This window comes from Roseovarius arcticus (assembly GCF_006125015.1).
GTDB lineage: Bacteria > Pseudomonadota > Alphaproteobacteria > Rhodobacterales > Rhodobacteraceae > Roseovarius > Roseovarius arcticus.
Window position 1 is genome coordinate 3448958 of sequence record NZ_SZZN01000001.1, and the last position, 13217, is coordinate 3462174.

General features: G+C 61.8%; 9 protein-coding genes. 7 read left to right on the forward strand and 2 right to left on the reverse strand.

From position 1 onward, the window contains the following. Positions 1 to 9 precede the first annotated feature (9 nt). Positions 10 to 996: a KpsF/GutQ family sugar-phosphate isomerase gene (locus MK6180000_RS16475; RefSeq protein ID WP_138935719.1), complete on the reverse strand. Its 987-nt coding sequence runs from the start codon at positions 994 to 996 to the stop codon at positions 10 to 12. Positions 997 to 1130: 134 nt separating this feature from the next. Here MK6180000_RS16475 and MK6180000_RS16480 point away from each other — a divergent pair, with 134 nt between their 5' ends. The 6 genes from MK6180000_RS16480 to mnmH all read left to right on the forward strand — a co-directional run bounded on the left by MK6180000_RS16480 (position 1131) and on the right by mnmH (position 9827). After that, the gene (locus tag MK6180000_RS16480) at positions 1131 to 1919 is read left to right on the forward strand and encodes a 3-deoxy-manno-octulosonate cytidylyltransferase (RefSeq protein ID WP_138935720.1); all 789 of its coding nucleotides are present in this window, start codon (positions 1131 to 1133) and stop codon (positions 1917 to 1919) included. Then, a complete protein-coding gene (kdsA, locus tag MK6180000_RS16485; protein ID WP_138935721.1) occupies positions 1916 to 2767 on the forward strand; it encodes a 3-deoxy-8-phosphooctulonate synthase in 852 nt (283 codons plus the stop codon). Before MK6180000_RS16480 ends, kdsA begins: the two co-directional genes overlap by 4 nt. Before the next feature lie 247 nt (positions 2768 to 3014). Beyond that, positions 3015 to 5300, forward strand: coding sequence for an acyl-CoA dehydrogenase (locus MK6180000_RS16490; RefSeq protein WP_212751921.1), 2286 nt, complete (start codon positions 3015 to 3017; stop codon positions 5298 to 5300). After that, positions 5297 to 6589 carry an acetyl-CoA C-acetyltransferase gene (locus MK6180000_RS16495; RefSeq protein WP_138935722.1) on the forward strand — a complete coding sequence of 431 codons (1293 nt, stop codon included), beginning with the start codon at positions 5297 to 5299 and terminating at the stop codon, positions 6587 to 6589. Before MK6180000_RS16490 ends, MK6180000_RS16495 begins: the two co-directional genes overlap by 4 nt. Beyond that, positions 6586 to 8655: a 3-hydroxyacyl-CoA dehydrogenase NAD-binding domain-containing protein gene (locus MK6180000_RS16500; RefSeq protein WP_138935723.1), complete on the forward strand. Its 2070-nt coding sequence runs from the start codon at positions 6586 to 6588 to the stop codon at positions 8653 to 8655. Before MK6180000_RS16495 ends, MK6180000_RS16500 begins: the two co-directional genes overlap by 4 nt. A gap of 110 nt (positions 8656 to 8765) precedes the next feature. Further along, positions 8766 to 9827 (forward strand): tRNA 2-selenouridine(34) synthase MnmH, encoded by a 1062-nt coding sequence (gene mnmH / locus MK6180000_RS16505; RefSeq protein WP_138935724.1) that lies wholly within the window; start codon positions 8766 to 8768, stop codon positions 9825 to 9827. On the opposite strand, the gene selD is transcribed toward mnmH, so the two are convergent. Beyond that, positions 9824 to 12019 carry a selenide, water dikinase SelD gene (gene selD, locus MK6180000_RS16510; RefSeq protein ID WP_138935725.1) on the reverse strand — a complete coding sequence of 732 codons (2196 nt, stop codon included), beginning with the start codon at positions 12017 to 12019 and terminating at the stop codon, positions 9824 to 9826. The genes mnmH and selD overlap by 4 nt on opposite strands. A 282-nt stretch (positions 12020 to 12301) precedes the next feature. On the opposite strand from selD, the gene MK6180000_RS16515 reads away from it, so the two are divergent. Beyond that, positions 12302 to 13216, forward strand: a complete 915-nt coding sequence (locus MK6180000_RS16515) for a DMT family transporter (protein ID WP_171054672.1) — start codon at positions 12302 to 12304, stop codon at positions 13214 to 13216. The last annotated feature ends 1 nt before the right edge of the window (position 13217 follow it).

A 13217-nucleotide genomic window follows, 5' to 3' on the forward strand; every position in this document is an offset into this window, starting at 1 on the left:
GGAACGCGCCTACATCACTCCGGCGCGCAACAGGTCGTGGATGTGGAGCACGCCCAGCGGCCTCGCATCCGCGCCCGCGACCAACAGCACGTTGACCTTGCGCGCATTCAAGATCGCCAGCGCCTCGGAGGCAAAGCAATCGGGCGCGACGGTCAGCGGATTAGGGTTGGCGACATCGGCTGCATGGCGGTCCATCAGGCCCACCATGTTTCGGCGGAGGTCACCGTCGGTGATAACACCGGCAATGCGGCCGTCTGACATAACAACAGCCATGCCCAGATTATGCGAAGTCATTTCCAGCAGGACGTCGCTCATCGGGGCGCTTGCATCGACGCAGGGCATGTCGCCGCCGCCATGCATCAGATCGCTGACGCGGCGCAATTGCGCGCCCAGTTTGCCACCCGGATGAAACACACCGAAATCGGCGGCGGACACGCCGCGCCGCTCCATCAACGCGACGGCAAGCGCATCACCCAGCGCCAGTGCCAGCGTGGTCGAGGTGGTCGGGGCCAAGCCTATCGGGCACGCCTCGGGCCGGTTCGGCAGGGTCAAACGGTAATCGGCGGCGCGCATCAATGTGCTGCCCTCATGCGATGAAATGCCGATCAGCGGGATTGAGAACCGCTGCGTGTGATAGATCATGTCATGCATTTCCGCGGTCTCGCCCGAGTTCGAGATCAGCACGCACACATCATTCGCGCCGAGCATCCCCAGATCACCATGGCTGGCCTCGGCGACGTGAACGAAATGCGACGGCGTACCGGTGGAGGCCAGCGTCGCCGCTATCTTGCGCCCGATATGGCCGGACTTGCCGATGCCGGCGACGATCACCCGGCCCGTGCAGCCCATCAAGCATTCTACGGCGGGCGCAAAATCAGCAGGCAGGTGCGCGGCCATATGCGCAAGCGCCTCGGCCTCGATCGTCAACACGCGGGTCGCGCTGCGCAGGATGTCGGAGGCGTCAGTGCTTGCGGGGCGCGCCGGGGACTGGGTCATAATCGGTATCTCTCGGCTCAAGGGTCTGGGCGGTTGGCTAGCACAATGGGCGGGCAGATGCCATGATGGCGACGATTGCCCTGCGTGCGGCGATATGGTGTATCTAGCGGCTCAGGCCAAAGGGAAGACATCATATGAAGACGGTCATTTTCATCCCCGCGCGGTACGCGTCGACGCGGTATCCCGGCAAACCGCTGGTAGAGCTGCGCCAAAAGGACGGCACCGCCAAGTCGCTGATCCAAATGAGCTGGGAGGCCGCCAGCGCCATTGAGGGGGTTGATGCCGTCTATGTCGCCACTGACGACACGCGAATCGCGGAGCATTCTCGCAGCTTCGGCGCCGACGTGGTGATGACATCGGATGCTTGCGAGAATGGCACCGCCCGCTGCGCTGATGCGCTGGCGCAACTGGAGGAGACGCCCGATCTGGTCGTCAACTTTCAGGGTGACGCGCCGCTAACGCCGCCGTGGTTCGTGGAAAAATTGATGGCAGCGATGGCGGTGGACAAGACAGTCCAGATGGCAACGCCCGTATTGCGCTGCGACCGCCAGACCTATGACAATTTCGTCGAAGACCGCAAAGAGGGCCGCGTTGGCGGCACGACCGCCGTTTTCGACCAGCACATGAACGCGCTTTATTTCTCAAAGGAAGTAATCCCCTACATCGCCCCCGGCAAACTGCCCCAGCCGATCCCGGTGTTTCACCATGTCGGCGTCTATGCCTACCGCCCGGACGCGCTGATGCACTACGTAGAGACGCCCGCGAGCACGCTGGAGGAGTTGGAGGGACTGGAGCAGCTACGCTTTTTATCCGCAGGCATCTCGGTGCGCTGCGTGGAGGTGGATGCGCGCGGGCGCGTGTTCTGGGAGTTGAACAATCCCGGCGACGTCGCCCGGATTGAGGCAGCATTGGAGGCGCAATGATAGAGACACGCACTGTAACGGTTGGCGATATCGCAATCGGCGCAAAGCACCCCTTTGCCCTGATCACCGGTCCCTGCCAACTGGAGAGCCTGGATCACGCGCGCATGATGGCCGAACGCATCGCCGAGGCTTGCGCGGCGACGGGCACGCGATTTATTTTTAAGGCCAGCTATGACAAGGCCAACCGATCGTCGCTGGCGACGCAGCGGGGGCTGGGGATGGACGAGGGGCTGACGATCCTGTCGAAAATTCGCGATGAATTTGGCTGCCCCGTCTTGACGGACGTCCATGCTGCGGATCAATGTGCACCCGCGGGCGAGGTCGTAGATGTGATCCAGATCCCTGCGTTCCTATGTCGCCAGACCGATCTGCTACTGGCCGCGGGCGAAACGGGCTGCGCAATCAACGTCAAAAAGGGCCAGTTTCTAGCCCCTTGGGATATGGGCAACGTCGCAGACAAGATCGCCAGCACCGGGAACGAGCGGATCATGCTGTGCGATCGCGGCACGTCGTTTGGCTATAATACGCTGGTCAGTGACTTTCGCGGGCTGCCGACCATGGCGCGCACCGGCTATCCGGTGGTATTCGACGCGACCCATTCTGTGCAGCAGCCGGGCGGCCAAGGCACCACCAGCGGCGGGCAGCGCGAATTCGCCCCGGTTCTGGCGCGGGCCGCTGTCGCGGTGGGTGTTTCGGCGCTGTTTATTGAGACGCACGAAGATCCTGACAACGCGCCCAGTGACGGGCCTAACATGATCCCGGTGGACCGGATGCAAGCCCTGATCGGCCAGCTTCGGAGCTTGGACGATCTGACCAAATCGCAGCCGGAGATTGATTTGGCGCGCTGAGAGGTGCGCAGTTCTGACCTGCATGGTGGCTGACTTAGCTGCATCAGGTGACAGCCAGCGGCTTCGCTGATATCATCGCGGCTTAGACATCCGGCCAAGCCATTGTTATCACAACGGGGCACCCGCCTTGTGATTTCGTGTGAGCGCAATCGCCAGCTATGCTGTGCGTCGGCCATTGCACAGCGAGGCCAGCGGGAACACAGTGATGCATCCGCGCGTTGTACCAATTGATATGATGGAGCTTGCCATGACCTCCTTTCGTGCGAAATACCTCACCCGGCCCATTCACCGCTGGGCCAAGCGCGCCCTGCCCGCCCTGTCCGATACAGAGCGCGAGGCGCTAAACGCTGGTGACGTCTGGTGGGAGGCGGAGTTGTTTTCCGGCAATCCCGACTGGTCAAAGCTGCATGCCATCGCCGCGCCGCGCCTGAGGGACGATGAGCAGGCGTTTCTGGACGGACCGTGCCGCGAGTTGTGCGACATGCTGGACGATTGGACGATCAATCAGGACGCCGCAGATCTGCCTCCCGAAGTGTGGCAATTCCTACGCCAGCACGGGTTTTTCGGCATGATCATCCCGAAGAAGTATGGCGGGCTGGAATTCTCGGCCTTTGCACACAGTGAGGTGGTGCGCTTTATCTCTACGCGCTCGGTTGCTGCGGCGGTCACTGTGATGGTCCCCAATTCGCTGGGACCGGGCGAACTATTGCACCAGTTTGGCACGAAGGAGCAGCAGGACTATTGGCTGCCACGCCTTGCCGATGGGCGCGAGTTGCCCGCCTTTGGCCTAACCAGCGCCGAGGCCGGATCAGATGCGAGTGCGATGATCGACGATGGTGTCATCTGCAAGGGCCAATGGGACGGCAAAGAGGTGCTGGGCATCCGCCTGAATTGGGCCAAGCGGTATATCACCTTGTCGCCCGTCTGCACCGTGCTGGGGCTGGCATTCAAGCTGCGCGATCCAGATAGCCTGATGGGTGATGTTAAGGAAATCGGAATTACCTGCGCACTAGTGCCGACAGACCTAGAAGGGGTCGAGACAGGGCGCAGGCACATCCCGTCATCGACCATGTTCATGAACGGGCCGACCATCGGCAAGGACGTGTTTATCCCGCTAGCGAACATCATCGGCGGTCCTGATTATGCCGGACGCGGCTGGATGATGCTGATGAATGCGCTGGCCGCCGGGCGGGGTATTTCGCTGCCATCAATGGGGTGCGCCGCTATTGCGCTTAGCGCGCACACGACAGGCGCCTACGCGCGTATTCGCGAGCAATTTCGCCTGCCTATAGGCAAATTTGGCGGCGTGCAGATCCGCATGGGGCGGCTGGCCGCAGACGCCTATTCGATGGATGCCGCGCGCCACCTTACCTGCGCCGGGCTGGACGCGGGCGTATCGCTATCGGTCGTATCTGCGATCATGAAGGCGCATGCCACCAACCGTATGCGCGAAGCACTGAACGACGCGATGGATGTCCATTCTGGCAAGGCGGTGATTGATGGGCCATCGAACTACCTGCTGCCGCTCTATCGTGCGGTGCCCATCGGCATCACGGTGGAGGGCGCGAATATTGTCACGCGCAGTCTGATTATATTCGGCCAAGGGTCGATCCGCGCGCATCCTCACATGCTGGATAACATGATGGCATTGCAGGAACCGGATCAGGCGAAATCGCTGGAGGCGTTTGATAAATCCGTCTGGGCGCACATTGGGCACACCGCACGGACGCTATTCCGCGCTTGGGGCCGTGCGCTGACTGGGGGCCGCTTTGCCCCTGCTCCGAACGCGGGCGCGGCAACGCAGATCTACCGGCGCCTATCGCGCTGGTCGGCGGCCTATGCCCTGACGGCTGATTTCTGTTTCCTCACGCTAGGCGGTGCGCTGAAGCGCAAGGAGATGATATCCACCCGTATGGGCGACATCCTATCCGAGATGTACATCCTCTCGGCCGCGCTAAAGCGGTGGGACGATGAGGGCCGCCAAGAGACGGACCTGCCCGTGCTGAATTACGCCGCAGAGGTTGGATTTCAACGTATCCAGATCGCGCTGGACGATGTGATCGTCAACCTGCCTGCGCGCTGGGCGGCGTGGGTGCTGCGGGCTATCACATGGCCGGGCCGCCGCGAGAAGGGACCAAGCGATAGGTTGGTTGAGGCGTGCAGCGATCTGATCTACGCCCCGTCGCCCACGCGCGAACGGATCACCGGCGAGATTGCGGCCGGCTGTAATCACCCTGGCATATCGCTGCTGAACCAGTGTTATGCCCGCGTGAACGCCATGGCCCCGGTGATGAAGCGGCTGCGCGATGCGCGCAAGACGCCCGCCGAGGGGCTGGAGGCTGGCATCGTTAACAGCGACGAAATGCAAAAGATTGCCGAGATGTCCGATTTAGTCGCGCGCGTCATCGCCGTCGATGATTTTACGCCCGAGGAACTGCCTCGCTATTTCGGCGGCTACATACCCAACGCGCAGAACCGTTATGCGCAAAAGCATCCCGTTCGGGAAAATCCTAATCAGGAGGCGGCGCAATGACGCATCCGCAACGCGTATTTCTGGTCGATGGCGCGCGCACGCCGTTCCTCAAGGCGCGTGGAACGCCCGGCCCATTCACCCCCGTGGATCTGGCGGTTCAATGCGGGCGCCCTCTACTGGCGCGCCAGCCTTTCGACCGGACAGCCTTTGATCTGGTCATCCTTGGCTGCGTCAACGTGATGGCCGACGAAGTGAACCCTGCGCGCGTCGCCGCCCTGCGGCTGGGACTGGGCGAGCGGATGGTCGCCTTTAACATGCAGATAAACTGCGGCTCTGGGATGCAGAGCATCGACACTGCTTACCGCTATATCCGGTCAGGCAGTCACAATATGATCCTAGCCGGTGGGGCGGAAGCCCTCAGCCATACGCCGTTGATCCTGCGCCAGTCGGCTGCAGAGTGGCTGGGCCGCCTTGCAGGCGCGCGCAGCCCGCTAGACAAAGTAAAGCTGATGAGCGGGATTAGGCCCGAATTTTTCAAGCCCGTCGTCGGGCTGGAACGGGGCCTGACTGACCCGATCACAGATCTGAGTATGGGCCAGACCGCCGAGATCCTTGCGCATCGCTTTGGTGTGGATCGAGAGGCGGCAGACACCTATGCGATGCAAAGCCATCACCGCCTCGCCGCCGCGCAGGCCGACGGAACGCTTGCGGATGAGGTCATGCCCGCTTTCGGCCCGGATGGCACGGTATATGACCACGACGACGGCGTGCGTCCCGATAGCGACCTGGCTGGGTTGGCCAAGCCTAAACCTGTGTTTGAGAAACCATATGGCAAGGTGACGGCAGGCAATTCCAGCCAGATCACCGATGGTGCCAGCTGGGTCATCGTCGCGTCGCAAAAAGCCGTCGATGCGCATGGATTAGAGCCGCTTGCCGAGATCACCGATAGTGAATGGGCGGGGCTTGATCCCGCGGTCATGGGCCTTGGTCCCGTTTTGGCGTCGACGCCCATCGCCCAGCGGCACGGCTATAGCCTGGACGACATCGACCTTTGGGAGTTGAATGAGGCCTTCGCGGCTCAAGTTTTGGCCTGCGTTGCCGCTTGGGAGGATGAAGCGTTCTGCCGAGAGGTGCTGGGATATGATGCGGCATTTGGCCGAATCGACCGAGATAGGCTGAATGTCGACGGCGGTGCAATCTCACTCGGGCACCCGGTAGGGACCAGTGGCAACAGAATCGTGCTGCATCTGGCGAACGCGATGAAGAAGCGCGGGCTCAAGCGCGGCATCGCCACCGAGTGTATCGGTGGCGGGCTGGGCGGTGCCATGCTGTTGGAGGCTGTGCAATGACCGGGGTCGTAATGAAGTTTCTGGGCGCAGAATTGCGCGAAATGGGCGGCGCGGACGCGCGTCAGGGTAACTGGCGCAGCGGGCGGGACGCGGACAACATCCTGTGGCTGGCCATGGATTGCGAGGCGGGCGGGACCAACGTGATTTCCCGCAAGGTGCTGGAGGAATTGAACACACATCTGGCCGCTGCCGAAGCGGACCTGCCCAAAGCGCTGGTCATACGCTCGGCCAAAGATGCGGGTTTCGCCGCTGGGGCCGATATCGCGGAGTTCAAGGACGTTACTGCCGATCCTGATAAACTACTGAAAGAGGGTCACGCGGTATTTGACCGCCTCGCCGCATTGAAATGCCCAACCATCTGCGTCGTGCATGGCGCGTGTCTGGGCGGCGGATTCGAGATGGCGCTGGCGTGCGACATGCGTATTGGTGTCCGGGGTGCATCCTTTGCCTTTCCCGAAGTGCAGTTGGGCCTACACCCCGGCCTTGGCGGCACTTTCAGGTCAATCGCGTTGATCGATCCCGTTGAGGCGATGACGCTGATGCTGACGGGCAAAACCGCACACACCAAGAAGGCCAAAGCGCTGGGGCTGTTGGATGCGATCGTAGAAGAGCGGCACGTCGCCGCCGCAGTCGAAGCAGCGGCGAACGGCAAGCTAGAGGGCCATGAGCCTGGACTGAAGGCGCGCGCACTCAGCCTGGGCACCGCACGCAGCTATGCCGCTCGGCAGATGCGCAGTAGCGCCGAGAAAAAGGCGCCCAAGGCGCATTATCCAGCGCCCTACGCCTTGATCGACCTATGGGAAGAGCACGGGGGCGATCCCGAAGCCATGCAAAAGGCCGAAATAGAGTCTTTTGCGCGGCTATTGCAGACGGACACGTCCAAAAACCTGCAACGCGCGTTTTTTCTGCGCCAGCGCCTGCGCGCTAATTCCAAGGGCGAGGACGGCATCAGCCACGTCCACGTCATCGGCGCCGGTGCAATGGGCGCCGAGATCGCGGCGATGAGTGCGATCCGCGGCAAGCGCGTGACACTGGGCGACACATCCGGCAAGGCGCTGGGCCATGCGGTCAAGCTGGCGAGGGAAATATACGCCTCTAAACACCTCAGTAGTCTCGAAACGCGTGATGCGCTGGACCGGTTGATGCCTGATCAGATGGGCTACGGCATAGGCGCGGCGGACCTGATTATTGAGGCCGGGCCGGAAAAGACCGAGATCAAGCAAAGTATATATGACGGCTTGACGGACCAGATGAAAAAAGGCGCGATACTTGCCAGCAATACCTCAAGCCTGTCGATCAGTGATCTGGCTGCTCACGCGCCGGATGCCGCAAGGTTTGCTGGGCTGCACTTCTTTAACCCCGTGTCGCGGATTGATCTGGTTGAGGTAATAGCCGGACCGGATACGTCCGAGGACACCACCAACCGCTTGGCGGCGTTCTGCGGCGCGATCAAGAAACTGCCCGTACATGTGGGCGATGCTCCCGGATTTCTCGTTAATCGCGCGCTGGTGCCTTACATGATGGAGGCAATGACGCTGATGGACGAGGGCGTGCCAAAGGAGGTGATCGACACCGCCGCACTACGCTTTGGCATGCCTATGGGGCCTGTTACGCTGGCGGATCAGGTGGGTTTGGATATCGGCCTACATGTCGCCGAGAGCCTCGCCGCAGAGCTCGAGACGCCGATGGCCCCAATATCGCAGACCTTGCGCGACAAGGTGGCGGCAGGCGAAATAGGCAAAAAATCAGGTACGGGATTCTACGACTGGTCTGAGGGCGCACCCCATCCCGATAACGATGCGGACGCGCCGGACGACCTGACCGATAGGCTGATACTGCCCATGCTGAATGCCTGCGTCGAGGTCCTGCGCCAAGGCGCGGCAAAGGCCGAGGACGATATCGACGCGGCGATGATATTTGCCACTGGCTGGGCGCCATTTAGGGGTGGGCCGATGCACTACGCCCGTGCGCGCGGCGTTGATGAGATCATCCTGCGCCTGAAAGAGCTTGAATCGGCGCATGGCCCACGCTTTGCACCTGACGCTGGATGGCACACACTGGGCTGAATCGGTAAGTTGCCAACAGAGCCTACGGACCCGGCGAAGAGGTCGTCCGAAGAGAAGCCATCGCGCGTTTAGCCGTTTTCAGCAGCAGAGATACGCAGTAGGTCAATGTGATGAAGCTGACCCTGACCGACATCTCAGAATTGTCCCATTTGGCGGCAGATACAGTGATTGACGCACGCTCGCCAGCCGAGTTCGCTGAGGATCACCTGCCCGGAGCAATCAATCTGCCCAGCCTCAGTGACGATGAGCGTGCGCAAGTTGGCACGATCTACGTGCAGGATGACCGATTTAAGGCCCGGCGCATCGGGGCATCTCTGGTCGCGCGCAATGTGGCCGCGCACCTGGAAGGGCCATTGGCAAATTATGACGGTAGCTGGCAGCCGCTAGTCTATTGCTGGCGCGGTGGCCAGCGATCGGGCGCGTTCGCGTCGATCCTAGAGCAGATTGGTTGGCGAACACATCTGCTGGATGGCGGATACCGCGCCTATCGGCGGCTGGTCGTGACGATGCTGTACGAACAGCCTTTGGCGCTGCGCCCTGTGCTGCTGGATGGCAATACCGGCACCGCAAAGACCCGTCTGCTGGAGTTGCTCGCGGGTGCGGGCGCTCAGGTGATTGACCTTGAAGGTCTGGCCAACCATCGCGGCTCGGCCTTGGGCGCGCGGGAAGGGGGGCAGCCACCCCAGAAACTGTTCGAGGGACGGCTAGCACAGTGCATCGCCGCGCTTGACCCGCTGCGACCTGTCGTGATTGAGGCCGAATCGCACAAGGTAGGTACGCGTATCGTCCCGCCCAGCCTGTGGATGGCGATGAAGGACGCGCCTGTGGTCCGTGTGACGGCCCCGCTGCCAGCGCGGGCGCAGTATTTGGCCAAAGCATATGCCGACATGACAGATCAGCCCGATGTGTTGATACAGAGCCTTGATTTACTGCGGCCGTTGCGGGGGCATGAGGCGGTCGATCATTGGCAAGCGATGGTAGAGGCTGGCGAATTTCCGGAACTCGCGGCAAGCCTGATGCAACACCACTACGATCCCGGCTATGAGCGCGCCCGCGAACGGCACGATAGGGCCGCGGCCGAGACAGTCCATCTGCCTGCGCTGGATGATGCCGCTCTTGATAAGGCGTTGCCTGCGCTGATGGAAGCCATTGAGCGCGTTACTAGACCCTAATGCAGGGTGATTTGCGGTGGGGTATCCTCGATCATGCCGATTCTGACGGCGGGGATACCGCCAGACGCTAGCTGGGACAGCGCCAATTTAGCGTCTTCTGGCGCCAGAGCGGCGAGAAAGCCGCCTGCGGTTTGAGGATCGAAAAGGATCTCACTTCGCGGACTATCGTCGAAGCCGATCAATTCGGGCACTGAATAGGCTTTATTCGCACCATGAAGCGAGGATCGCCTACCCTCGTTGAGCAGTGGAAGCGCACCGGCCAGCAGCGGCAGCGTTGCCATGTCGAGCACCGCGCCGAAACCGCTGGCGCGGCACATGCCCAGAAGGTGACCGGCGAGGCCGAAGCCTGTAACATCAGTCATAGCGTGGGCAGCTATTAGGCTCTGCGCGGCGCTTTGGGGGCTGGCGGCCATTTGATCCAGTGCATTGCGTACGATCTCTCCATCCGCCTGCCCGGCCATATCAGCGGCGAGGATGACGCCGGTGCCCAGCGCGCCTGTGAGGATCAGGTGATCGCCAGGCCGCGCGCCATTTAGGCCGATGGGCGTGCGGCCCTCGGGCATCAGACCGGTGACGGTGTAACCAATGGTCAATTCGGCGCCTTGGGTGGTGTGACCGCCGATAATCTCGGCGCCGGCGTCCTCCATCACCTCCTGCGCGGCGGCCATAATCTCGGCCAGAGTTCGCGCCTGAAGCGGACCGCTCATCCTAGGCAGGACGAGATTGACCAGCGCCGCCTGCGGCGCGGCGCCCATCGCCCAGACATCGCCCAGCGCGTGCAGGGCCGTGATGCGCGACATCAGAAACGGGTCGGCGGTGAAGGCGCGCAGGTGGTCGGTGCTGACGACCTGTATCCGGTCCCCAAAGAGCAGCGCGCCGGCATCATCGCCGGGGCGTATCAGCACATCGGATCGCTGATTTGTACGCGCACCGCTGAGAGCGGTTTGCAACGCGGCAGGCCCAACCTTGGCGCCGCAGCCGCCGCATATCATGGGATGTTCGACAAGCTCCGCGGTCATGCCCAACGCCGACTCTTGCGGCAGTGGCGGGACGGACATCACGGGCAGGTCGCGGAATTTCTGCATGAAACGCTGATCAATCCGATCCTTCCAAAACCAAAGGCCAGGAAGGGTGATGCCAAGCGCCCCACGATCAGCAACGGCCTCCTTGCCGCCTAGTGAAACCAGCTTGAGATAGCGTTTTTGCGGCTGATACTGGCGCATTTGGGTCTGTTCGCTAAGTGCGGCGCGCAAGTTATCATGCAGGATCGGCGCCGCGCGCACTGCATAAACGCCGGCCTTTGGGCGCGGGGCATAGTTGAGATGTGCGCAATCGCCGGCCGCAAAAATCGCCGGGTCGGTGACGCTGCGCAAATCGGGGCCGACGGTGATAAATCCATCGGTGAGGTCCAGCCCGGTGCCCTTTAGCCACGGCCACGGCCGCGCGCCTGCCGCCGCGACGGTCAGGGATGAACTGAGTGAGGTGCCATCTGCCAATTCGACACTATTACTGGTAATTTGGATGATTTTTGCGTCTTCGATGACGTCGATGCCCGCGTTCTGCATTCGCCTGCGCAGGATACGGGCGGTTGCGGTGGCGACACCGCTGAGCGCGCGCCCAGTGTCGACGACGCATATGCGCGGCGTGGCAGATATGTGCGACAGGCGGTGCCGCATCGCCAGCGCCAGCTCGACACCAGCGACGCCGCCGCCGAGAATGGTGCAATCGGGGGCAGCAGTGCCCGCACTCACCTCCTCGACGAAAGCCTGCCAGCGATCTGCAAAGGGCCCCAGCGGCTTAGCGGCGATGCCGTGCGAGTCAAATCCTTGGATTTCAGCCGGGGCGGAGGTGATGCCAACATCTATGGAAAGAACGTCATAAGCGATATCGGGCCTGCCCTCTACTGACACGCGGCGCGAGGCGCGGTCTATGGACGTGGCGGCGCCGACGATCAGGCGCGCCCCGGCGAAATGGGCCAGCCGAACCAGATCAATATCGAGCGCGGCGCGCGGATAGTGCCCGGCGATATGACCGGGCAGCATGCCAGTATAGGGCGCCTTTGGATTTGGATCGATCAGAGTCAGGCGCGCGCCGGGCAGAGGGTTCATTCCCCATTTGCGCAGTACAAGCGCGTGGGCGTGGCCGCCGCCGATCAGCACGAGGTCGCGGGTAAGAGGAAAAACGCTTTTCATGGGTGCCCTTGGATATGCTGGCAGCTCGCTGGTTCTGCACAGAACAGACATAAAGGAGTGTTGCCTTGGCCGACAAGGTCTAGAGCATCTGCGCGCCGGCATCGCGTTGCTGCGATACGAGGTTTACCAAGCAGCTAGAATGGCAACGCTGCGCCGCGATGAAAGTAGTGGCATCGATCAGTACATGACTGATTCGCGATGGAAAACCGGTGCGCATTATGGAACGGTCGCGCCGATTGCGTCCTATCCCCTATAAGGCGCCACCATAGCTCGGAGATACGATTGGAACAGCGCCTGACCATCTTTACCCTCGCGATGGTCGCGCTGGTCGGCTTGCTGTGGGGGCTGAACTGGCCCGCCGTGAAGTTCATGCTGCGCGAAGTGCCGCCATTCACCCTGCGCGCGGCGGGATTTACCGGTGGCGCGCTGGTATTGCTGTCTCTGGTCAAGGGACTGGGTCATCGCCTGCGCCCTGCGCCGGGGGAAGCTATGCATATCTTAGCGGCGGGCCTATTTGTGATATTTGGGTTCAATATAGCGACCGCGCTAGGCCAGCAGCTGACCGAGGCGTCCCGCGCGGCGATCATTGCCTATACGATGCCTGCAATCACGGCGGTTTTGGCGTCGATATTCTTGAAAGAGCGGCTGACTTGGCGGCGCATTATGGCCGTCGCAATAGGCATGATGGGCCTCGCGGTACTGGCATCGACTGATTTTGCGGCACTGATCGCCGCGCCTGCAGGGCCGCTGCTGATGTTGGCGGCAGCATTGTCGTGGTCGATCGGTAACGTGTTGGTGCAGGGGCGGATATGGTCGCTGTCGCCGCTGGCGCTGACCTTTTGGTTTTTTGTGGTGTCGATGGTGATGGCTTGGCCTCTGGCGCTATGGTTAGAGCCGTATGGCACAGCCGCGTGGCCGGGGCGGGCGACATGGCTGGTCTTCGCCTTTCACGTCGCAGGCCCGATGGCGACCTGCTATTTTCTCTGGGCCGTATTGCTGCGGCGCCTGCCCGCGACGGTCGCGGCCATTTCGATCCTGACGGCACCGACCGTCGGCGTATTGTCGGCTATTTTATTACTCAGCGAGCCTGTGAGTTGGCAAAAGATAGTCGCTCTGGTCTTGATCGTGCTGTCGATCGGTATCACGCTAACGGCGCGGGCCACGGATGTCGCGCCGCCCGTCCCAAAAGGAGCTTGAG

Excerpts from the sequence above, each read along its gene's own strand:
- kdsA (WP_138935721.1), top strand. The coding sequence starts at position 1,916 with ATGATAGAGACACGCACTGTAACGGTTGGCGATATCGCAATCGGCGCA.
- MK6180000_RS16490 (WP_212751921.1), top strand. The coding sequence starts at position 3,015 with ATGACCTCCTTTCGTGCGAAATACCTCACCCGGCCCATTCACCGCTGG.
- selD (WP_138935725.1), bottom strand. The coding sequence starts at position 12,019 with ATGAAAAGCGTTTTTCCTCTTACCCGCGACCTCGTGCTGATCGGCGGC.
- mnmH (WP_138935724.1), top strand. The coding sequence starts at position 8,766 with ATGAAGCTGACCCTGACCGACATCTCAGAATTGTCCCATTTGGCGGCA.
- MK6180000_RS16500 (WP_138935723.1), top strand. The coding sequence starts at position 6,586 with ATGACCGGGGTCGTAATGAAGTTTCTGGGCGCAGAATTGCGCGAAATG.
- MK6180000_RS16475 (WP_138935719.1), bottom strand. The coding sequence starts at position 996 with ATGACCCAGTCCCCGGCGCGCCCCGCAAGCACTGACGCCTCCGACATC.
- MK6180000_RS16480 (WP_138935720.1), top strand. The coding sequence starts at position 1,131 with ATGAAGACGGTCATTTTCATCCCCGCGCGGTACGCGTCGACGCGGTAT.
- MK6180000_RS16495 (WP_138935722.1), top strand. The coding sequence starts at position 5,297 with ATGACGCATCCGCAACGCGTATTTCTGGTCGATGGCGCGCGCACGCCG.